This is a genomic window from Streptomyces albireticuli (genome assembly GCF_002192455.1).
Classification (GTDB): domain Bacteria; phylum Actinomycetota; class Actinomycetes; order Streptomycetales; family Streptomycetaceae; genus Streptomyces; species Streptomyces albireticuli_B.
On the sequence record NZ_CP021744.1, the window covers coordinates 400,023 to 421,406 of the forward strand.

General features: G+C 71.6%; 20 protein-coding genes and 1 pseudogene. 11 read left to right on the forward strand and 10 right to left on the reverse strand.

Annotated features, from left to right (window positions below):
* Window positions 1–57 precede the first annotated feature (57 nt).
* From SMD11_RS01770 to SMD11_RS01810, 9 genes and pseudogenes are all read right to left on the reverse strand, one after another.
* A complete protein-coding gene (locus SMD11_RS01770) occupies window positions 58–924 on the reverse strand; it encodes an AraC family transcriptional regulator (RefSeq protein ID WP_087924709.1) in 867 nt (288 codons plus the stop codon).
* A gap of 124 nt (window positions 925–1,048) precedes the next feature.
* On the reverse strand, window positions 1,049–2,146 hold the full coding sequence (locus SMD11_RS01775) for a mechanosensitive ion channel family protein (RefSeq protein WP_087924710.1): 1,098 nt from the start codon (window positions 2,144–2,146) through the stop codon (window positions 1,049–1,051).
* A 311-nt stretch (window positions 2,147–2,457) separates the two neighbouring features.
* A complete protein-coding gene (locus SMD11_RS01780; RefSeq protein WP_087924711.1) occupies window positions 2,458–3,471 on the reverse strand; it encodes a YdcF family protein in 1,014 nt (337 codons plus the stop codon).
* 833 nt (window positions 3,472–4,304) lie between these two features.
* Window positions 4,305–4,649 carry a hypothetical protein gene (locus SMD11_RS01785; RefSeq protein WP_087924712.1) on the reverse strand — a complete coding sequence of 115 codons (345 nt, stop codon included), beginning with the start codon at window positions 4,647–4,649 and terminating at the stop codon, window positions 4,305–4,307.
* A gap of 190 nt (window positions 4,650–4,839) precedes the next feature.
* Entirely contained in the window at window positions 4,840–8,214 is a 3,375-nt protein-coding gene (locus tag SMD11_RS01790; RefSeq protein WP_087924713.1) for a hypothetical protein, read from the reverse strand.
* A gap of 87 nt (window positions 8,215–8,301) precedes the next feature.
* Window positions 8,302–8,783, reverse strand: a pseudogene (locus tag SMD11_RS01795) (hypothetical protein).
* 81 nt (window positions 8,784–8,864) lie between these two features.
* The gene (locus SMD11_RS01800; RefSeq protein WP_087924714.1) at window positions 8,865–9,425 is read right to left on the reverse strand and encodes a GNAT family N-acetyltransferase; all 561 of its coding nucleotides are present in this window, start codon (window positions 9,423–9,425) and stop codon (window positions 8,865–8,867) included.
* A gap of 161 nt (window positions 9,426–9,586) precedes the next feature.
* The gene (locus tag SMD11_RS01805; protein WP_087924715.1) at window positions 9,587–10,168 is read right to left on the reverse strand and encodes a GNAT family N-acetyltransferase; all 582 of its coding nucleotides are present in this window, start codon (window positions 10,166–10,168) and stop codon (window positions 9,587–9,589) included.
* A gap of 81 nt (window positions 10,169–10,249) precedes the next feature.
* Window positions 10,250–10,825 carry a TetR/AcrR family transcriptional regulator gene (locus tag SMD11_RS01810; protein ID WP_087924716.1) on the reverse strand — a complete coding sequence of 192 codons (576 nt, stop codon included), beginning with the start codon at window positions 10,823–10,825 and terminating at the stop codon, window positions 10,250–10,252.
* Between the two features lie 142 nt (window positions 10,826–10,967).
* Between SMD11_RS01810 and SMD11_RS01815 the strand changes: the two genes are divergently transcribed.
* On the forward strand, window positions 10,968–11,552 hold the full coding sequence (locus SMD11_RS01815) for a dihydrofolate reductase family protein (protein ID WP_087924717.1): 585 nt from the start codon (window positions 10,968–10,970) through the stop codon (window positions 11,550–11,552).
* 224 nt (window positions 11,553–11,776) lie between these two features.
* Window positions 11,777–12,562, forward strand: coding sequence for a hypothetical protein (locus SMD11_RS01820; RefSeq protein ID WP_087924718.1), 786 nt, complete (start codon window positions 11,777–11,779; stop codon window positions 12,560–12,562).
* Between the two features lie 213 nt (window positions 12,563–12,775).
* Here the strand turns inward: SMD11_RS01820 and SMD11_RS01825 are convergent, their stop codons facing one another.
* Window positions 12,776–13,663, reverse strand: coding sequence for a TIGR03619 family F420-dependent LLM class oxidoreductase (locus tag SMD11_RS01825; protein ID WP_199844026.1), 888 nt, complete (start codon window positions 13,661–13,663; stop codon window positions 12,776–12,778).
* A gap of 252 nt (window positions 13,664–13,915) precedes the next feature.
* Between SMD11_RS01825 and SMD11_RS01830 the strand changes: the two genes are divergently transcribed.
* From SMD11_RS01830 to SMD11_RS01870, 9 genes are all read left to right on the forward strand, one after another.
* Window positions 13,916–14,188, forward strand: a complete 273-nt coding sequence (locus tag SMD11_RS01830) for a DUF1876 domain-containing protein (RefSeq protein WP_087924719.1) — start codon at window positions 13,916–13,918, stop codon at window positions 14,186–14,188.
* A 248-nt stretch (window positions 14,189–14,436) separates the two neighbouring features.
* Entirely contained in the window at window positions 14,437–15,567 is a 1,131-nt protein-coding gene (locus SMD11_RS01835; RefSeq protein WP_087924720.1) for an ABC transporter substrate-binding protein, read from the forward strand.
* Window positions 15,568–15,829: 262 nt separating this feature from the next.
* Entirely contained in the window at window positions 15,830–17,002 is a 1,173-nt protein-coding gene (locus tag SMD11_RS01840; protein WP_087924721.1) for a serine hydrolase domain-containing protein, read from the forward strand.
* Window positions 17,003–17,120: 118 nt separating this feature from the next.
* Window positions 17,121–17,987 (forward strand): diiron oxygenase, encoded by an 867-nt coding sequence (locus tag SMD11_RS01845; protein ID WP_087924722.1) that lies wholly within the window; start codon window positions 17,121–17,123, stop codon window positions 17,985–17,987.
* Window positions 17,984–18,853, forward strand: a complete 870-nt coding sequence (locus SMD11_RS01850) for an aminoacyl--tRNA ligase-related protein (RefSeq protein ID WP_087924723.1) — start codon at window positions 17,984–17,986, stop codon at window positions 18,851–18,853. Before SMD11_RS01845 ends, SMD11_RS01850 begins: the two co-directional genes overlap by 4 nt.
* A 1-nt stretch (window position 18,854) precedes the next feature.
* Complete coding sequence (locus SMD11_RS01855; RefSeq protein ID WP_087924724.1) at window positions 18,855–19,256, forward strand: holo-ACP synthase; 402 nt, start codon at window positions 18,855–18,857, stop codon at window positions 19,254–19,256.
* A gap of 80 nt (window positions 19,257–19,336) precedes the next feature.
* Window positions 19,337–19,576: a phosphopantetheine-binding protein gene (locus SMD11_RS01860; RefSeq protein WP_087924725.1), complete on the forward strand. Its 240-nt coding sequence runs from the start codon at window positions 19,337–19,339 to the stop codon at window positions 19,574–19,576.
* Between the two features lie 22 nt (window positions 19,577–19,598).
* Window positions 19,599–20,423 carry a class I SAM-dependent methyltransferase gene (locus SMD11_RS01865; RefSeq protein WP_087924726.1) on the forward strand — a complete coding sequence of 275 codons (825 nt, stop codon included), beginning with the start codon at window positions 19,599–19,601 and terminating at the stop codon, window positions 20,421–20,423.
* A 7-nt stretch (window positions 20,424–20,430) separates the two neighbouring features.
* Window positions 20,431–21,381 (forward strand): 3-oxoacyl-[acyl-carrier-protein] synthase III C-terminal domain-containing protein, encoded by a 951-nt coding sequence (locus SMD11_RS01870; protein WP_087924727.1) that lies wholly within the window; start codon window positions 20,431–20,433, stop codon window positions 21,379–21,381.
* Window positions 21,382–21,384: the final 3 nt, after the last annotated feature.

A 21,384-nucleotide genomic window follows, 5' to 3' on the forward strand; every position in this document is an offset into this window, starting at 1 on the left:
CACGGGGCCACGGCCGCGCGGCGGCCGAGGCCGCCGCGCGCCGCCGCTCAGGGCGCCTCAGAGCGCCGTGCGCTCCACGGGTATCCACAGCTCCGCGTCCGCCTGCGCCGCGTCCCGCGACAGCCGGGTCCGCAGGATCTCGGGCCCGGGCCGGCTCCGGTAGGGGTTGGACGGGAACCACTGCGTGAACACGTCCCGCCACAGGTACTGGAGCGCCTGCGGAAACGGCCCCGTGTTCTCGAAGACGGCCCAGGTGCCGGCCGGGACGGTGAGCGCGTCCATGTCCTCGGGTACGGCGGCCCCGGTCACCACCCCGTGGTAGTAGTCGAGTTCGGTGCCCTCGGCCCGGCTCGGGTCGAGGTTGTCGCTCACCCCGACGATCCCTCGCGGCTCCTGGTCGGACAGGCCCTCGACGCGCCGCAGCGTCTCCTTGCCGATGCCCCGGATGAAGTCGGCGATGGCCGGGTTCACCCCCTCGTGCACGAGGGGGACGCGTACCTTCCTTCCGGCCACACGGAACTCCTCCTTCTCCACGACCCGATATCGCATGCTGCTGCTCCCTTCGACAGTGAGGCGGAAGGACAACCGCGACTGGCACCGCAGGCTCGCACCGGACCGTCTGGCCTCGGCGGGACCGACGCCGTGCATGACGCGGAACGCACGCGCGAACGCCTCCCCCGACGTGTAGCCGTACCGCACCGCGACCTCCAGCAGCGTCCGCTCACCGGCCAGCACCTCGGCGCCGGCGACCGTGAGCCGCCTGCGCCGGACGTACTCCGACAGCGGGATCCCCGCCAGCGCGGAGAACAGCCGCCGGAAGTGGTACTCCGACGTCGCCACGATCCGTGCCAGGTCGGCCACGTCGATCCGTTCGTCGAGGTGGCGCTCGATGTGTTCCATGGCCTGGTTGAGCCGCTCCAGCACCGCGGTCTCCTTCCCTTTCGCTCACTCACGTTAGGAGGAGCCGCCCTTGCCGGACCCGACATCCTGTGCCCGTTCCTGTCGGGTGCGGCGCCTTCGCCCCGTGGGGCGGGATCACCGCGCGGATTCAGCCCGCCGTGCCGACGCGGTCCGGTGCGGTGTCCAGGGACGGGCGCGGGTGCGGGACCGTGGGGTCGGTGGTCGACTGGAGGGAGACCGTCCGGGCCGGGGAGGGGATCCGGATGCCCTCGGCGCGGTACCGCTGGTGCAGGCGCTTGATGAATTCGTGCTTTATGCGGTACTTGTCGCTGTACTCGCCGACCCCGAGCACCACCGTGAAGCCGATCCGGGAGTCCCCGAACGTGTGGAAGCGGACGGCGGGCTCGTGGTCCGGGACGGCGCCGGTGACGTCCTTCATCACGCTCGCGACGACCTCGTTGGTGATCCGTTCCACCTGGTCCAGGTCGCTGTCGTAGGAGACGCCCACCTGCACCGTGACGGACAGCTTCTGCTCGGGCCGGGTGAAGTTGGTCATGTTCGTGCCGGCGAGCTTGGCGTTCGGGATGATGACCAGGTTGTTGGAGAGCTCCTCCACCACCGTGTTGCGCCAGTTGATGTCGCGGACGTAGCCCTCCTCACCGCTGCTGAGACGTATGTAGTCGCCGGGCTGCACCGTCTTCGAGACGAGGATGTGCACGCCCGCGAAGAGGTTGGCCAGGGTGTCCTTCAGGGCCAGGGCGATGGCCAGACCGCCCACGCCGAGGGCGGTGAGCAGCGGGGCGATGGAGATGCCGAGGGTCTCCAGGACGATCAGGAAACCCATCGCCAGCACCGCGACGCGCGTGATGTTGACGAATATCGTGGCCGATCCGGCGATGCTCGATCTGGACTGCGCCACGGACCGCGCCAGGCCGCCGATCACCCGGGCGGCGGTGACCGTGGCGATCAGGATGACCACGGTCGTCAGCACCCCGCTGACGATGTTCCCGACCTGACGGGTCAGCGGGAGGGCGGCGGCCGCCGCCCCCACCCCGCCCGCCACCGCGGACCAGGGGGCGAGCGTGCGCAGCACGTCGACGATGATGTCGTCCCCGCCCCAGCGCGTGCGCGCGGCCCGCACACCGAGCCAGCGCAGGATCACCCGCAGCACGAGGGCCATGGCCAGGCCCGCGGCCAGCGCGATGCCGGCGACGATGATGTCGTGCAGTGTCAGAGCCCGGGTCATCGGTGCCCCCCTGCCGTCACGGAGAGCGCTGCGGCGGCGCCGTACGCCGCCGGAAGCCCGAAGTAATGATTCGTCACCTTGTACCTGCCTGTCCCCACGGATCGTGATCGCGCCTGGCCACGGGGGTCTCCAGGCCGCGAGAAGTCATCCTGCCGCACGCCCGTTTCGCCCTCGCACACCCGGGTGGTCCATGGCCGGGAACCGCCGGTCCTCTCGCACCACGGAAAGATGATCTTCGCCGGACGGGAGGGCCGGGGATGTTCGCGGTGATCCGTCGGTGGCGGCTCGGGCAGCCGCCCCGCCGCGCCGGATCAGGCGATCAGCCAGACGAACAGGCCCATGAGGGCGAGCAGCCCGCAGACGGTGAAGTTGACGAGTTTGTGCTGGAGGAAGACCGCGACGAACTCGCGGATGGTCGCGCTCGGCCAGAAGTACGCGGCCGTCGGCGAGCCCACGACCTGACCGTTGACGCCGGTCTTCCGTGCCATCAGGGCGGCCCGGAAGGCGTGGAAGTTGTTGGTGACGATCACACAGGAGTAGTCGCTCCGGGCCGCCGCCATGATGGCCTTGCTGTATTCGAGGTTCTCCTCCGTGGTGCGGGAGCGGTCCTCGCGCCGCACGTGCTCGGCGGGGAAGCCGCGCTCGGTGAGGTAGTCGGCCATGGCGTGGGACTCGGGGAGCCGCTCGTCGGGGCCCTGGCCGCCGGAGGTGAGGAGCACGGGCGGCCTGCCGCGCGCGGCCTGCGCCTCGTAGACCTTACGCCCGCGCTCCAGGCGGCTGGCCAGCAGCGGCGGGACGCGCTCACCGCCGATGAGGCCGGAACCGAGCACCACCACGAAGTCGACGTTCCGGCGCGGCTGGAGGCGGCCGTAGAGGAAGGCGTAGCCGATGAAGCAGAAGAAGAGGAACGAGACGTAGCCGACGATGAGCAGGGTGGTGCCGGCGACGGCCGCGAGGGCGACGGAGCGGGTGGCGGCCGCGGCGAAGAGCAGGCCGATGACTCCGAAGATGCCGAGCCCGCAGAGGAAGGAGAGGAGGTTCGCCGGGCTGCGGCCCTCCTTGCGGATCATTTTGACGCCGTTGGCCAGGAGGAAGACCGGCAGGACCAGGGCGCCGAGGAAGGGGATCAGGAGCAGCGCCGCGACGAGCCACTCCAGGTAGGGGCGGCCGTGCTCCCCGGCGGTGTCGGCGAGCCGCAGCAAGGCGAAGAACAGGGATATGACGGCGAGTCCGAGGTAGACGGCGTTGCTGAACCGCCGGCGGTCGCGTAGCACGCCGATACCGAAGAGGACGAGGAACAGTACTGCTGGGGCGTAGACGATCACGCCCGAATCGTACGCATCACGGCCGTGGGGTCCGTAGTGCGCAGTGCCGCGGGTACCGTGCGCGGGCGGCTCCGGCCGCGCGGCGGGTGCCGGGGCGCGGCAGGGAGGGCGGCCGTGGCCGGGCTGCCGGCCGGCTTCCGAAGTCCGGCGTAGCGACGGGGCGTCGGCGTGGGCGTGGGCCGCGATCCGTGAGCCCCCCTTGTGGGCCCTGTGTACCTGTCCCCCGTCCTGTTCTCCTGGGGAGGGGACGCAGACGGCACGCGGGGTCGGGAGGCCGGCAGATGACGAGGATCGTCCGGAAGGCGCTGACATCGGCTCGTGGGGCTCACCCGGGGGGCGCGCTGCGGTGGCTGGGCGCGCTGGCTCCCGCTGTCGCGCCGTTGCTCGTGGACATCGTTCCTGTGTGGGCGGCCGTCGTCGCCCTGACGCTGATCGCCTCGGCGGCCGTCGGCACCGGGCGGCCGGACCGGCGTCGGGGCACGGGGGAACGCACCGGTACCGCGCCACGGCCGGACGAGTCGCACCGTCCCGCCCGGCCTCTGGCCCGCCGGATCCGTTCGTCGCGTCGCGCGGCTCTGGCCGACCGGCCGGACCGGCGGTGCCGGCCGCCTCGCCGGGCCCCGACCGTACGGCGTGAGGCGGCGGGCCGACGGCCGCGGCGGTAGGCGCTGTCGGGCACGGGCGAGTACGTACGCCCGTGCCGTGACCTGACGGGTCGGACGTATACGCCGGGCGCCGCGGCGGACCCGCGGGTGTCCGGGCCGGGGCGGCTCCCGGCCCGGGTGTCGGCGTCCCCCGGCCCGCCCCTCCCCCGGTGTCCTTCCGGCCTGTTCTCAAGGAGTGGAGCAGACTGCCACAGCCCTCACGCTCCGCTCCGAAGTGCTGACGTCGGTGGTGGACACACTCCAGTGGGACGTCACGGACGGAGGGCTCGCGGTGGTGAAGGGGCGCGCACCGGTGCCGGACGCGCCTCCCCTCGCCGGGTCCTGACCGGCCGAGCAGGTCACGGACAGGCCGAAGGACTTGCCGGTGGCCACGGAGACCTGGGAGTGCGATGCCGCGGGCCCCGACCCGGCGGGTGCCGGGGCCGTGGTGCCGTGGACCCAGGCCGAGGCGGCGGCCGCGCCGACGGTGAACACCAGAGCGACCACCAGGGCGGGGAGTCGGAAGGGTTTCATCTCGACCTCTCAAACCTCGCGAGTGCCTCGGGCCTCTGGCATGCCCGTCGCGGCGGCGCCGATCCGCCGACTCACTCGTTCAGCGCAGGGAAGGAAGGATTCTTCCTCCTCTAAGGGGTGGTGCGTCACCGCGCGCCGAGGGGGGAGCCGGCCGCAACCGGCTCCCCCTCCCGGCAGGCCCGGGCGACCGCTACTCCGCCGCGGTGGCCGGGGCCAGGGCGGCGTCGCGGACGTCCGGGTGCGGGTGGCGGCGCAGCTCACGCAGCCTCTCGCGCCAGTGGTCCGCCCAGTCGGTGCGGCGGCCGCCGGTGACGGTGAGGGCGACGGCGAGCAGCCCGGCGGCGTGGCCGCCGTCCTCGGACAGGACCCGGGCCGCGTGCCCGAAGGCACCGTCGGCGCCGTTCCGGGAGGTCCGCAGCCGCTGGTCGAGGCCCTCGGCGGTGCGCGCGGCGAGCGCGGGCCGGCCTTCGTGGAGCCCGGCCAGGCGGGTCAGCTCCGCCGCCAGCACGTCCGGCGCCGCGTCCAGGTCGAGGCTCTGGGCGGTCAGTTCCACCGCGTCGGCGACGAAGTCCGGAGAGGTGCGGAGGAGTTCGACGACCGCGAGCGTGACGGGCAGCGTGCGGCGGTGGTTCCAGCGGCCGCCCGCGGTCAGGTGGGCGACGACGTGCCGGACCCTCCGGCGGGCGGGGCGGTCCCGGTCGGGCTCCGCGTCCGGGGTCCCGCCGCCCGTGTCGGCGTCGATGAGGGTGCTGAGCGCGCGGATGAGCGGCGCGACGCCCGGGGTGCCGGACGGGCCCGTGGTGACGACACCGCACAGCGCGGTGGCCGCGGTCCGCCAGCCGGTACGGTCGTCGAGATCGGTGACGACGTCCACGAGTGTCCCGGCCGCCTCGGGCACCCAGCGCGCCCAGTGCCCGAGCGCCGCGTACCCGGCCTGCGCGACCTCGGCGTCGTCCGTACGGCACATGGTGTGGACGAGCCCGGCGTAGCGCGGGCGGTGCTCCTCGCGCAGCCGGTAGGGATCGGTGCCGAGCACCGCCAGCCGCAGCTCGCGCCGCCCGGTGACGGCGGCCTCCAGCATCTCCCACGCCTCCGGGCGGTCCAGCAGGTCCGTGGTGGCGGCCACGCAGGCCGCCTGGACGTCGCGGTGCTGGCCCGGGTGCGCGCAGGCCTCGGCGAGCAGGGCCGCCGCGTCCCGCACCGGCAGCACGGCGGCCGCGAGGCGGGCCGCCTCCTTGCGGCTGGTCACCTTCACCCCGCTGTCGGCGAGCAGCAGCCCGCGCAGCGCCACGGCCAGATGGGACGGCGCGACGAACCGGCTCACCCGGGTCGCGGCGTAGATCGCCACCCGGGCGCGGTCACCGCCGGCGTGGGCGAGCAGCGTCGTCAGGTGCTCGCCGGGCCGGTCCGTGTGCGCCAGCGCGGCCAGCGCCGCCTCGGCGAGCTGGACCTCCGTGCTCCTGGCGTGGCGGCGCAGGATCTCGGTGCCGGGCCCCGGGATCCAGGCGGCTCCGCGGAGGGCGTCGACGCGCTGGTATGCCGTGAGCGAGGTGTCCTGCGCGGCGCGGGCCAGCAGCCGGGCCGCGGCGGCCTGCTGACGCGGTGTCCAGCCCGCCGTGGCGGGTCCCACGAGCGGCAGCCAGTGCCGGTTCGCGGGCAGGAGCCGGCCGTACGGCGGGGTGTCGCCGAGCACCACGTCCAGGAGGTCCGTGCGGCGGTGCGTGAGGATGCGGACGACGAGCGGGTGCGTGGCGAAGGACACGTCCAGGGCGAGGAGCTCGCGCAGGCGCTCGTCACGGGTCCTCGGGTCGTCCAGCCACAGCCACACGGCCTGGATCGCCGTGCCGTCCGTCCCCTCCCTGATCGCCCGCCGGAGAAGGTCCTGGACGACGGGGAAGGCGTGGGCGCGCCGGCCGAGCGCGCGGGCCAGGTGGAGCAGTGGCGCGTGGTCGGCCTTGTCCACGGCCGCTTCGACGGAGGGCAGCAACGCGTCGACGATCTCGCGCTCCTGGCCGCGTCCCAGCCCTTCCAGCCGGAGCCGGATGTTACTGAAGAGCCTGGTGAGGGTGCGCAGCGCCCAGCCCGTCAGTTCCTGCTCGCCGGTACCCGCGTGCTCGCGCAGCAGGGCGTGGGCCAGGTTGCCGAGGGCGGAGACGCCGTTCCAGGACAGGTCGCGGGCCTCGACGGCGTCGGTCGCGATGCGTTCGAGGTGGGGAACGGCCTCGCGGGTGAACAGCGCGGGGTGGACGCCGGCGAGCGTGGCCAGCGCCGGGGAACGCACCGGGTCCTGCTCGTTGCGCAGCCGGCCCAGGCCGTCCGCGAGGAGCTCGGTGACGGCGGCCGGTTCGCGGGTACGCGCGGCGTTGCGCAGCAGCAGCTGATAGGCGTACGCCCGCTCCTCGGGCACGGAGCGGCGGGTCGCGGCGAGCAGCTCGGCCCGCGCCTCCGCCACCGGCAGGAACGCGACGCAGCCGAGGACCCGCTGCCAGGAGGCGCCGTGTTCGCGGGCCTGGGCGGCCATCCGCCGCGCCTCGGCCTCGCGCCGCGCCCGCGGCAGCACGTCGAGGAGGTCGTCGGAGAGGATGGAGTGGCCGGTGGCACGGCCGGCCATGGCGGCGTCGTAGCAGGCGGCGCGCCGGGAGGGGGCCATCCTGCGCAGCAGGTCCGCCAGCGCGCGCTGGTCGTGGCCCAGCGCGCGGGCGAGCTCGGTGAGTTCGGGCGGGTCGTGGCGGACGAACGTGCGCAGGAGGGGCGCGCCGAGCCGGAGCGGGTGTGCCGTGCCGCGCCCGGGGGCGAGCAGCAGCCGGATGGTGCGGCCCGGGGCCGCGGCCGCCAGCCTGCCGATCCGGTGCTGGATCCGCGGCGGCGGTTCCTCATGACAGAACCGCTCCAGCAGGTCGAGCACCCGCAGGGGCTCCGCCTCGACCGTGGCCGCCACGCTCGCCGCGTTCGCCCTCCACCAGTCGCCCCGCGAGGTCTCGGGCGTCGCGGCGAGCTGGCGTCCGGCCTCGTCGAGGATCGCGGCGGAGTGGTGGCGGGCCAGGCCGGTCCATCCGGTGATGCCGTGGAAGAGGACGGGCAGCAGCTCCGCGACGGTGCCGGAGCCGCAGCCGGGCAGCAGCCGGGCCGCCTCGTCATCGCCCCAGCGGGCACGGACGGGCCGTACGAGGGCGTCCGCGAGCGCGGTGCGCCGGCCGGCGACGACGGCACGGGTGAGCTCGCGCCGTACGGCACCGGGGGCGTCCTCCATCGCCGCCGTGACGGCGGCGTCCGGTATGTGTCCCCGGCGGACGGCGGTGACGGCGTGATGCCGGACGGTCGACACGGGGTCGGTCAGGTGGGCCTGGAGCCAGGCGATGTCATGGCCGGCTTCGGCGGCCAGCGCCGCGAGCCCCCGCCCGTACGCCCCGCGCCGTGCCAGCTCGGCGACGACCGCGCTCAGTTCCCCGGCGGCGCTCAGTTCCCGGGCGCGGAGGGCGGTGTGGTGCAGACGCCGGGGGCGGGGCATCGGGTCGATGGCGGCGAGCAGCTCGTCGACGAGCGCGGCCGGGGACTTCTGGATCATGCCGGGGATTGTCACCGACGCCACCCCCTGCCGACCAATCGTTATCGGAGGGGCCGACGCGCGGTCCGGGGGGATCCGAGGCCCGGTTCAGTGGGCCGGGGGCCGGTGGACCAAGGGCGCGGCACGTGCCACGAACGCCTCTATGGCCTCCCGCGCCCGGTGTCCAGCGCGTCCCGCTCCGTCTGGTCCCGCGCCGTGGACACGTCCCGGGTGCACGCGTACGCGCGCTCGGCGGCGCGGATCACTTCCGGGTCGTCGGTGAGCAGTTTGATCCGGTAGAGGACCTGCCGTGTCGCGGTCCGGAGGCGGTGCGCCTCGTCGCGGGCCGTGACGAAGTCCGGCCCGGCCGGGTCCTGCCGCATGCGGTACCACCGGTCCGCCTGGCCGTGGCGGTACTCCTCCGCCGCCCCGGCGAACGCGCTGAACGTGGCCATGCGCTCCTGCCGGAGCGCCTCGGAGCGCGCGAACGCCTCTCCGCGTCCGGACGCGAGGCGCTGGAAGATCTGTGTGACCACGGCGCCCAGGAGGGTGCCCCCGACGGCTACGACGCTTGTCCATATGGCTTCCACGGCACCAGCTGATCACAGCGGACGCCGGTGCCGCGGCCCGTGCCGAAAGCGGTGGGCCCGCCGGGCCGTTCCCTCACGTGCTCAGGAAGTCCGCCCGGCCGCCCGCCACTGCGGTGCGAGCACCGACCAGATCTCCTCGTCGTGCCGCTTGCCCCGGTACAGGTAGCTCTCCCGCAGCACGCCGTCCTTCGTCATCCCGAGCCGCCGGGCGACGGCGATGCTGGGCGCGTTCTCCGCCGAGACCCACCACTCCACGCGGTGGATGCCGCGCTCCTCGACGGCCCAGTCGATGATCGCGCGCACGGCGCGGGTCACCAGCCCCTTGCCCACCGCCGACGGTTCGAGCCAGCAGCCCGCCTCGGCGGTGCCCTGCGCGACGTCCATCCTCCGGAAGACGACCGCGCCGACCAGCCGGCCGTCGGTCCGGATGCCGTAGAGGCGGCCTGTGTCGGCCGCGGCCCGCTCCGCGTACGTCCGGAGGAACGCGCGGCTGGACTCCAGGTCCGTGACGACGTCGGGCAGGCCGTTGTGCTGCCCGATGAACTCCCGGCCCCGGTCCACATGGGCCAGGAACTCCTCGGCCTGCCACGGTTCGAGCGGGGTCAGCTCGGCCCCGTCGTCGCCCAGGGATATCGCGTACATCGTCACCTTCCACGATCGGGGCCGGCGCGCTCGGCGCGAACGGATCTTCTCACGGGCGGTGTCACGGGCGTCGTGCCGACGAGGCTCCGACGACACTCCCAGAAGCCGGGATACTCGTGCTCGCAGACCCACGAGACCTTCGCGCGGGACATGGCATCAGGTCAGGCGCGGTCCCGCACCGGCGCCGGCGGGTCTTCCGCGGGGGTCTCGAAGATGATCTCCAGGCCGTCCCTCTCGTCCCATTGCTCGCCGACCTCGGTGAAGCCGAAGCCGGCGATGGTGGCCAGGGACGCGGCGTTGTCAGGGCTGATCGTCACCCGTACGGTCCTGACCCGGTCGTCGGCGACGGCCCGCCGCACCAGCCCGGCCAGCATCGACCTGGCGTACCCCTGACGGCGGTGGCCGGGGGCCACGGAGTAGCCGATCTCGACCATGCCCGCCTCGTCCGGCGGCCCGTGGAAGCCGGCGTACCCCACGACGTGACCTCCGGGCTCGGCCACCACGGCCCGGGTGAGCCAGCCCGCGCTTCCGGGGTCCGAGGTCAGCTGCCCGATCCGGTACTGCCACACCCACTTCGCCTCGTCGGTGACGAAGTACTCGGGGAGGGTGACCCCCACCTCGGCACCGGCCCGGTCGAGGTCGTCGTCCAGCAAGGCCGTCATGGCCTCGCCGGACAGCTCGACGAATCGCACGGAACGGGGGCCGGCGGGGGCCTGGACGCGTTGTTCGGCTCTGTCTGTCATAGCGCGCATCGTCGCCGGGGTGTCCGGGACGCGTCCAACGGTTATCGGCCCCCACGGTTCACCGGTCACCTCGGTTCACGGTCACCGCTGCGGCAGCACGCGCGTGACCACCGTTTCCACGAGTTCGTCGAGGTCCCTGTCGGAGAGCACCGCGGGCAGTGTGAAGTACTCCAGCAGAAGCCCGGTCATGGCGAGGTGGAGGACGAGCACGGTGTCCTCGTCGCCGGGCAGGCCCGCGTCCAGGTGGAAGCGGAGGTTCTCCTCCAGGACGGCGCGGACGGCTCGGTCGAGTTCGGCCTGGAGGGCCGGGCGGCGGGTGGCCTCCAGGCGGAGTTCCAGCATGGCCAGGTATCCGGTGCGTTCGGCGGCCATGCGGCGTACCAGCCACCGCATCAGTTCCACGACCAGCTCCCGGGTGGGTGCGGGACGCATGGCCTCGTCGACCTGGCCGGGATCGGGGGTCATGCGCACATGGATGCGGCTGCCCGCCTGGGTGAGCAGGTCGTCCCTGCCGGCGAAGTAATTGGACGCCGTGCCGACGGGGACACCCGCCTGGGTGTCGACGGCGCGGAAGGTAAGGCCGCGCGCCCCCTCGCGCGCCAGTACCTCGATGGCGGCGTCGACGAGGGCCGTTCTGCGCTCGGGATTCCTGGCCATCAGCTTCTCCTTCGATTTTTCCGCGGGAAAGGTCTTGCGCAACCACTACAGGTGAAGCACTATATGCGAAGTGGTTCGCCGGGTGGGGTGACACCCCACCAAGGCCACCGCACCTCATCTCCCACAGAAATCGAGGGTCACCTTGCGCCACCTCACCTACTTCGTCGCCTGCTCGATCGACGGCTTCATCGGCGACCCGAGTGGTGACGCTTCATCCATGTACAAGTTCGTGAACGAGGAGTTCCTCGACTTCCTCAAGACCGACTACCCGGAGACCGTCTCGGCCGAGGGCCGGGCCGCCCTCGGCTTCGGAGACGTGGCGAACCGCCGGTTCGACACGGTCGTCCAGGGCCGGGCCAGCTACCAGCTCGCCCTGGACACCGGCATCACCAGCCCGTACGGGCACCTCCGCGAGTACGTCGCGTCGCGGACGGTCGAGGAGTCGCCCGACCCGAACGTCACGCTCATCGCCGAGGACCTGGTCGGGAGGATCCGTGAGCTGAAGGCCGAGGACAGCGAGCTGGGCATCTGGCTCTGCGGCGGTTCGCGCATCGCGGGTGAACTGCTGGACGAGGTCGACGAACTCGTCATCAAGACCTACCCGCAGGTGTACGGCTCGGGCATGCCGATGTTCGGCTCCGGCTTCGCGGTCACCGAATTCACCCTCGACTCCGTACGGGCATTCGACAACGGAGTGCTCGTCAGGAAGTACGGCCGTAAGCGGTAACACCGGCGGCCGCCACTGACCGGCGCACCGAGGGGGCGGTTCCGGCCGCCCCCTCAAGTCCGAGATCCGGCCGGTCGATTCCCCGACCCGCTTGTCGACAGCCAGGGATCCTTGCATGATCTCATCCACAGTCGGCAATACGTCACGCACGCGCAGGATCATGCTGGACGATGCCTCTACGATCCGTCAGCACCCCACCGTGCGCCGAAGAGAGGGAGCGGTTCGTGCCGGATGCTCAGCTGGAAACCAATGGAATCAAGGAGCAGTACGCCTTCAAGGTGGCTGCGGACCTGGAACACAACACCAAGGAACAGGAACGCATCGGCGCCGAAGTGACCGCGCTGGAGGAACAGTTGCGCGCACTGCGGCGTGACCACACCCTGCTGGTCAGTGTGCAGCAGGCGCTGGGCAAGGAGGGCGCGGCGGCAGCGGCGTCCCGGAAGGCGGGCGACACGGCGACGCTGCCCAAGCCTCGCCCGGCCGCCGCCGAGGCCAAGCCGGCCAGACGGCGGAAGGCGACCACCACCAAGGCCGCCACCACCAAGGCGCCCGCCGCGAAGGCCACGAAGAACAGCGCCAGGACCACGGGCGCGAAGGCCGACACCAAGGTGGAGAAGGCCACGAAGACCGAGCGGGTCGAGAAGACCGAGAAGGCGGAGACGCCGGAGAAGGCGGGGAAGACCGCCACGGCCGACACGAAGGCCGCGGGACCCACACTGGTCAGCCTGGTCCGTGAGGCACTCGGCCGGCAGTCGGAGCCCCGCTCCGCGGCCGAGATCGCCGCCGCCGTCGCGGAGGCTCAGCCCGACCGCACCATCAAGCCCACGGTGGTGCGTACGACAGTGGAAGGACTGGTCGCCAAGGGGCAGGCCCAGCGCACCAAGCAGGGCACGTCCGTCTTCTACGCCGCGCCGGACGGGTCGCCCGCCGCACCGGCCGAACCGTCCAAGCCGGCCGGGTCCGCCGCGCCGGCCGAACCCGCCGGTGGCACCGAGTCCGCCACCGCCTGATCACACCCGCGCCGGGGCTGCCGGCCGCCCGGCCGACCGATGTGGCGAAAGCCCATGGGGAGGTCAGGGAGATCCGGCAGCCACCCGGCCCGATCCACGAGGGTCCGGCGGCCACGAAACCGGGGACGCGGCGCGCGCACGACAGCTCGTGATCCTTGGGGGTCGGAGACTCCGGAAACCCCCGCCGCGTTCGCGCACCCGCCCCGTCTCCGGTCAGCCCGCCCGTACGTGGTCGAGCACCTTGATGCCGAGCTCCAGCGCCTCGTCCGGTTCCCGCACGCACTGCTGGAGGTCGACGAAGCAGCCGTCGGCGCCGGAGGCACGCACCCCGGCCACGACCCCGGCGATGTCCTCGCACGTGGCCCCCGGGCGGGGGTTGTGCCGCAGGACCTGCCGCAAAGCCTCCGGGTCGCGGCCCGCTTCCTCGGCCGCTCGCCGGGCCGTACCCCACAGCCCGGCACGGGCCTCGGGCGGCAGGACGACGCCGACCCAGCCGTCGGCGACGCGGCCGACACGGCGCATGGCGGCCGGGCTGAACCCGCCCAGGTAGACCGGCGGGTGAGGGCGCTGGGCGGGACGCAGGCCGACGTGGGAGCGCGGGATCGTCCAGTGCGGTCCCTCGTGCGCGAACTCCTCATGTGTCCACATGCCCTTGAGGATCCCGAGGATCTCGTCCAGTCGCGCGCCGCGCTCGGCGAAGTCGGCGTTGACCGCCGTGTACTCGTCGCGCAGCCAGCCGATGCCCAGGCCGACGTCCAGCCTGCCGCCGCTCACCAGGTCCAGCGAGGTGAGGGTCCGGGCGAGCAGCGGCGGTGGGTACCAGGGGGCGTTGAGGGTGCTGGTGCCCAGCCGGGCACGGCTGGTGGCGGTGGCGGCCACGGTCAGCACGGTGACCGGGTCGAGGAAGGTCTTGTACTCGGGCGGGTACGGGTTCTCGGGGGTGTGCCCCGGGTAGATGTCGCTCGGTTCGACGGGCGTCAGTGAACGGTCCCCCACCCAGAGCGAGTCGAACCCGGCGGCTTCCGCGTCCCGGGCGAACCCGGCGATCGCCTCGGCGCGCGCGTGCGTGCCGTACTGCGGAAGGGCGATACCTATGTCGATGCCTGATTCCATGCCTTTGTCCATGGCTTCATCCTGTACTCGGGGTGATGCCGTCCTCCGAGAACCACTCACGTGACGCCTGTCACTCCCCTGCCGCTCCTCGGCCCACGCGGCTCACCCGTGGCGCCGGCCGCGCACTCCCGGGCGGCCCTGACCCGGACGGCCCCGGCCCTTCGGGTCGCCCGGCGTGCGCCGCGGCCCTCCCCGTGTCAGCGTGGTGCGGGACCCGTGGCGCACAAGGAGGTCCGTCCCATGAGCGGCAACAAGGCCTGGCTCGTCGAGATCAGCATCAAGGAGCACGACCACACGGTCACCGCCGAGGCCCGGCTCACCGGCAGGGCGCCGGGTCCGATGGTCGGCGAGGGCACGGCGCGCTGTCACCCCGCCGACGAGAACGTACCGGACATCGGCGACGAGCTCGCGGCGGCCCGCGCCCTGAACAGGCTGTCCGACCAGCTGCTGGACACCGCGATCAAGGACATCCAGTCCCATACGCACGAACGGGTGCACGGCATCCACAACTGACCGAGGCCGAGTCGACGAGCGGCCCGCCCCCGCAGCACGCCCATGCCCGCCCATAGCAGGGACGGGCATGGGCGTCGCCCTTTTATCGAACTCCAGTTCCCTTAATGCACTCGAACCCCTTACATCGCCTGAACGCATCTCACTTCTTGAACATTCAATGAACTGCCCTTAGAGTGAGCGTCCGGGAAGTTCTTGAACTTTAAATAACCTTTAGGAGCTCCCGCCTCCCCCCCATGTAAGGAGTCGTCGTGAAGTCCACCCGCAAGGCCTGGGCCACAGCCATCGCCCTCGGCGTCCTCGCCGCGAGCGGAGCCACCGTCGCCGCCGCCACCCCCTCCGCCCGCCCCGCGTCCGCGAGCGAGGAGGAGCAGCTCCAGAAGCTGTACAAGGACGCCGTCGCCGAGGGCGGCCGTCTGGTCGTCTACGCCGGTGGTGACAAGCCGGGCCAGGCCGACTACCTCAAGAACGCGTTCGTCAAGCAGTTCCCCAAGATGAAGGTCGACACCGTCGTCGACTTCAGCAAGAACCACGACGCGCGCCTCGACAACCAGATAGCCGAGCACAAGGTCGTGGCCGACGTCGTCCACCTCCAGACGCTCGACGACTTCCCGCGCTGGAAGAAGGAAGGGGCGCTGGAGAATTACAAGCCGGTCGGCTGGAACAAGGTCTACGACAAGGTCAAGGACAAGGACGGCTACTACACCGGCCTGTTCTTCATCGGCTTCGCCAACGTCACCGCCACCACGCTCGGCGACAACGCCCCCGTCGAGGCCCAGGACTTCCTCAAGCCCGAGTACAAGGACAAGCTCGTCTTCACCTACCCCAACGACGACGACGCCGTCCTGTACTACTTCAAGCAGCTCACCGACAAGTACGGCTTCGACTACCTGAAGAAGCTGCGCGCCCAGAACCCCACGTTCGTCCGCGGCACCGCCGACGCCTCCGCCCAGGTCGGCAAGGACGGCTACGTGGCGAACTTCGGCAGCTCGGGCAGCTCCAGCGGCCTGTCGAAGACGAGCATCCCCGAGAAGTCGCCCTGGGTCGCGTGGCCGCAGACCGGCGCCATCCTCAAGGACGCCCCGCACAAGGCCGCCGCCAAGCTGTACATGAGCTGGATCCTGTCGAAGCAGTACCAGCAGACCTCTTACGGCTGGAGCGCCCGTACCGACGTCGCCGCCCCGGCCGGCCGTAAGGGCATCTTCGACTACGACAACATGAACCCGCTCGGCCTCGGCGACTTCATGAGCGACCGCGCCGCCCTCGACCGCTACAAGGCCCGCGTCAGCCTCTACGTCGGCGACGTCAAGGGCGCGAACCCCGCCGACCCGGAGAGCAAGCTCGGCCTGTACCCCGTCGACCAGAACGGCACCCAGGGCTAGAGCACCGCGACAGGGGCACCACCCCGCGGCCCACGCGGCGGCCCGGAGCACTCACCCCGCCCACCCCCACAGTTCCCACAGGGCGGCGTCGAGGGCGACGGGCTGCCGCGAGTCCGGACCCGCCTCCGGGTCGTCTCCGGGTCGTCTCCGGGTTCACTCAGGGTCCGCTCAGGGGCGGGACCGCGCCGGACGCGTCAACCCGCCGGGGCGGACAGGGGTCCTCACGGGAAATCGCCCGTAACTCCATTGACGGAGGCCCCACATGGGAACGCACGCCTTGTCCCGCACGCTGATCGTCCTGGCACTGGCGGGGGCGATGGCCGCCACCACGGCCGCCTCGGCCGCCCCCGCACCGATCGCCGCCGCCCGCCACCCGCACGTCACGCAGTCCGCGACACAGGACGCACTCGACGCGATCACCCGCGCGGGAACCCCCGGAGCCCTGGCCCGCGCCGACCACGGGAGCGAGGTCCGGCACGGGACCTCCGGCACGGCGGACCTCCGCACCGGCCGCCCCCGCCTGCCGCAGGACCGGTTCCGCGCCGGCAGCCTGGCCAAGCCCTTCGTCGCCACCGTCCTGCTCCAGCTGGCCGCCGAGCCGGAGCACGGCCTGTCGATCGACGACACGGTCGACAAATGGCTGCCCGGCCTGGTGCGGGGCAACGGCAACGACGGGCGCCGCGTCACCCTGCGCCACCTGCTCCAGCAGACCAGCGGGCTCTACGACTACCTCGACGACCCCGGATTCCGGGCCAGGTTCACGGGCGACGCGTTCCTCGCCCACCGGTACGACGGCGCCGTCCCGGAGGACCTGGTCCGCATCGGCCTCGCCCACGCGCCGCGCTTCGATCCCGGCACGCGGTGGGACTACTCCAACACCAACTACATTCTGGCCGGCATGGTGATCGAGAAGGTCACCGGCAACAGCTACGCCGCCGAGGCGGAGCGACGTCTCATCAAGCCCCTCGGCCTGCGCGGGACCACCTTCCCCGGCACGTCGTCGCGGGTGCCCGGGCCGCACGGGCGGCACTACTCCCGGCTCTACGTGAAGGATCCCGGCGCCCGGATCCACGACGCCACCGACTTCGACCCCTCGGTCTCCGGGGCCTCCGGTGAGATCATCTCCACCGCCCGCGACCTGAACGTCTTCACCCGCGCCCTCCTGCGCGGCGAACTGCTTCCCCCCGCCCAGCAGAAGGAGATGTTCACCGGCCGCGACCTGGGCGACGGCCGGTCGTACGGCCTCGGGGTCAGGTCGCAGACGCTCAAGGCCTGCGGGGTGACGGTCTGGGGGCACAGCGGCGAGATCACCGGCTCACTGACCCGGACGGCGGCCACGGCCGACGGCGAGCATGTCGTCACGGTCAACCGGAACGGCGACTGGGGCGACCACGCGCTCGAACAGGCGGTCATGGACGCGGAGTTCTGCGGATGACGGGACGCCGGCACGCCTGACCGGTCCCGGACAGTCCACTTCCGGTCATTGCCCCATGCACGTAATTCTCTTTATCGTCGTGAACGCGCAGGACATCAGGCGATGTGAGGGAGTAGGCGTGGTCAGTACCCTGATCGACCAGAACAATCGCTTCCTGGGTATCCTCGACCGGCTGAGCTCGAAGTCGGTCGAGGATTACTACAACCCGTACAAGCTCTTCGAATGGCCGGACAGCCTTCCCGAGGACATGTGGTGGATGAGCCCGGAACTCACCACGACGCATGGCACGGCCGCGGCCGAGCGGCTCACCGACAAACAGCTCCACGCGCTGTCGCGCCAGGAGAGTCTCAATTTCTACAGCCTCAATGTGCACGGCATCCGCGAGCTGCTCATCGATGTGACCAGACGGATCCACACCAAGGGCTTCGAGACCCCTTCCGAGTTCTTCCACCATTTCATCGGTGAGGAGAACGAACACATGTGGTTCTTCGCGGAGTTCTGCCTCCGGTACGGCAAGATATACCGCCAGCCGGGCGGCATCAGCGCCGAGGCGCCGCGGCCGGACGTGGAAAGCCTGCTGGTGTTCACCCGCATCCTCATCTTCGAGGAGCTGGTCGACCACTTCAACTCCAAAATGGCGCTCGACGACCGGCTGGACGACACGATCCGGGCCATCAACCGCATTCACCACCAGGACGAGTCCCGGCACATCGCCTTCGGCCGGGAGCTGGTTTCCGTCCTTTTCGCGGAGGTGCGGCGGACGTCCACCGAGCAGGAGCTGGACGACATAGCGGCGTACGTCAAGCGCTATATGACCTACAGCTTCGAGACGCTGTACAACCCGCAGGTGTACCGGGACGCCGGGATAGAGAAGCCGCAGGAACTGCGCCGGGAACTGCTGGAGTCGCCCGCCCGCGCCGAGTTCGAGCGGAGCGTCTACCGCAAGACCGCCAAGTACCTGGAGAAGACGGGGATCATCCGATGACAGTCGTCCCGCAGCACGACACCGGCTTCACCCGCACGCCCGGCGGCGGTGCCACGGACGCCGTGGTCATCCTGTCGCCCGACCGGACGGATCTGGTCCTGGAGCTGGACCGTACGTTCTCCGGCTGGGGGCGGGCCTCGGGCGCGCGCGAGATCCAGCCGCCGCCCGTCTACCCGCTGCGCGACCTGGAGAAGTTCGACGTCTACACGAACTTCCCGCACCTGGTCTTCGCCGGCGCCGCCCTGGACCTCGAAGGATCCCGCAAGCCGTCCGGGGGCAGGTTCGAGCGGCAGGACCTCAAGGACGCGCGGATCGGGCTGTCGCACGCCACCTGCTACGGCGCCTTCCTCTACTACGAGAACGCCCGTCTCACGGAGGACACCTCGGTCACGCTCGTCAACCGCTGCTTCCGGCACGAGGACCACTTCAGCGGCCTGCGCCGGCTGCTGAGCTTCCAGATGCGGGAGATCGTGGCGCTGGGCAGCCCCGAGCACGCGCAGGGCGTCCTCGCCCGGTTCACCGAGCGCATCCTGGCGTTCGCCGACGCGCTGTCGCTGAAGCTGGAGAAGGTGCCGGCGACCGACCCCTTCTTCGAGAAGGGCGGGGCCCGCGCGCTGATGGCGAAGGTCAGCCCGGTCAAGTACGAGTTCCAGGCCGGCGACCTGGCGATCGCCTCCGTGAACAACCACCGCAATTTCTTCGGCGAACGCTGCGACATCCGGCGCGGGGAGGACGGCGAGTTCGCCCACACCAGCTGCGTCGCGTTCGGTCTCGAACGCTGGCTCGCGGTACTGCTGGAGCAGCACGGCGACGACGCGCAGCGCGCCCTCGAAGCCGTCCGCCGGGCATCCGCCCGGGTCTCCTGACATGGACCGGGGACGCGTCGGTATCGACCTGGTCCCTTACGGCAGGGTCTGGAGCCTGCTGACCGCCGAGGGGCAGCCCGTGCTGTCCCGGATGCTCTCCGGCGCGGAGCTCGCGCTCTCCCGGACGGAGACCGGCCCGGACGTACCGGGAATCGCCGGCCGGCTGGCCGCGAAGGAAGCGGTCTTCAAACTCTTCCGGGCGGCGGGGCAGACCCTGCCGTGGCAGGACATCGAAATCCTCAAGGAGGACGGCGGCTGGCCCGTGGTGAAGCTGAGCGGCCGGGCCGCCCGGCTGGCACGGGCCGCCCTCGTCGAGTACGTCGACGTGAGCATCTCGCACGACGACCCGTGCGCCATCGCGATCGCCTATTCCGGGCCCGCCCCGGAATCCCCTCCGCGTTGACCCGGAACACCTGACGACCCACCCGCAATCGGTCGGACGACGGCGGCGCCGGCGACCGACCGGACAACCGAGGAGTGGACATGGCTTCGACCGGAATCGAAGACGTCCGTACGTGGATCCTGAGCCGGCACCCGGAGCGCGACTCCCTGTCGCCGGACGAGAACCTGATCGAGAGCAGGCTGGTCGACTCGCTCTCCTTCGTCGAGCTCGTCTACGCGATCGAGGGCGCCAGCGGCGTGGAGATCGATTTCGACACCATCGACATCCAGGACTTCCAGACCCTCTCCGCCATCGAAAAGGCGTTCTTCGTCACCGTCTGAATTCTCCCCGGAGGTAGCGAGCATGGAAGCTGTTTCCTATACGGCCCAGTGGACGGCGGCCGCCCGCGCCGTGGAGTCCGAGCGCGGTGACGCGATGTTCGAGGACCGGTTCGCCCGGGACCTCGCGGCCCCGCGCGGCTTCGAGCTGCTCGACAAGTACGGCGGCGGCGGTCTGCTCCCGTTCATCGCGATCCGCACCAAGTACTTCGACGACAGCATCGCCACCGTGCTGCGCGAGAACACCATCGAGCAGGTCGTCCTCGTCGCGGCCGGCATGGACACCCGGGCGTTCCGCCTCACCTGGCCCGCCGGCACCACGGTGTACGAGATGGACCACCACGCGCTCATCGACGAGAAGCGCGCCCGGCTCGCCCGGCTGGACGCCACCGCGACGGCGGACCGCCGGGAGGTGAAGGCCGATCTGGCCGAGGAATGGCTGCCCGCGCTGACCCGGGCCGGGTTCGACCCCTCCCGCCCCACGCTCTGGGTCACCGAGGGGCTGATGTTCTTCCTCACCCGCGATCAGGCCGCGCAGCTGCTGCGCTCTCTCGGCGCGGCCTCCGCGCCAGGCAGCTGGCTGGCGGTCGACTTCGTGAGCAAGGCGCTGCTGCGCAGCCCGTTCTCGCAGACGTTCCTCAAGGGGCTCAAGGAGGACGGGACGCCCTGGCTGTTCGGCACGGACGAGCCGGAGGAGTTCCTCGCGGCCACGGGCTGGAAGGCGCGGGACGTGAGGGAGCCCGGCGAGCCCGGCGCGGGTGAGGGCCGCTGGCCGTACGCGGTGCAGTCGCGCGACCGGCGCGGCGCCTCCCGGAGCTGGCTCGTACGCGCCGAGTACGTCGGCGGGTGAGGCGCGGATGACCGCCACCACGACGCTGGAGAGGATCGAGTCCTTCCTCCCCGAGCGCAGCGTGCGGATCGACGACGTCGCCGGGAGCCTGGGGCTCCGGCGCGCGGAAGTCGGGGTCTTCCGCAAGATCTACGGCCTGGACCGGCTGCGCTTCGACCCGGACACCGGCCTGTTCGACCTGGTGCTCCATTCGGCACGCCGCGCGCTGAAGGCGCTGCCCGAGGGGCGGCACGTCCGGTACGTGATCTACGCGCACACGATGCAGGCCGTCACTCCCCCGCACATCGACGCCGCCCAGGTGATCCGCGAGGAGCTCGGCCTGCACGACGCGGAGGCGTTCGCCCTGACGCACCAGGCCTGCGTCAGCAGTCTCGGTGCCGTCGACCTGGCCGGCGAACTGCTGCGCGCGGAGGCCCCCGAGGGGGCGTACGCGCTGATGGTCACGGGCGAGCGGGCGTACTCCCCGAAGGTCCAGCTGATCCCCCACAGCGCGATCATGGCCGACGCCGCGGCGGCCTGTCTCGTCACCGTCGGCGGCCCCGGGGACGAGGTGCGCTCCTTCACGACGCGCACCCTCGGTGAGTTCGCCGCGGGGCTGGACATGACCAAGGAGCAGACGCAGGGCTTCGGGCAGGTATACGGCACCGTGCTCGGTGAGGTCATCCACGAGGCGGTGGCCCGCGCGGAACTGTCCTTCGACGACATCGACCTGGTGATCCCGCACAACGTGAACCTGGTGTCGTGGCGACAGACGATCAAGGAGATGGGCGCCGACCCCGGCAGGTTCTTCCTCGACAACGTGCCCCTCTACAGCCATACCTACGCGGCGGACGTATTCGTGAACTACACGACGCTGCGCGACCGGGGCCGCCTGGTCCCCGGCGGGCACTACGTCCTGGTGTCCGTGGGACTCGGTGCCACCTTCGGCGCCATGGTGATCACTCACAGGGAGGGGTGAGAC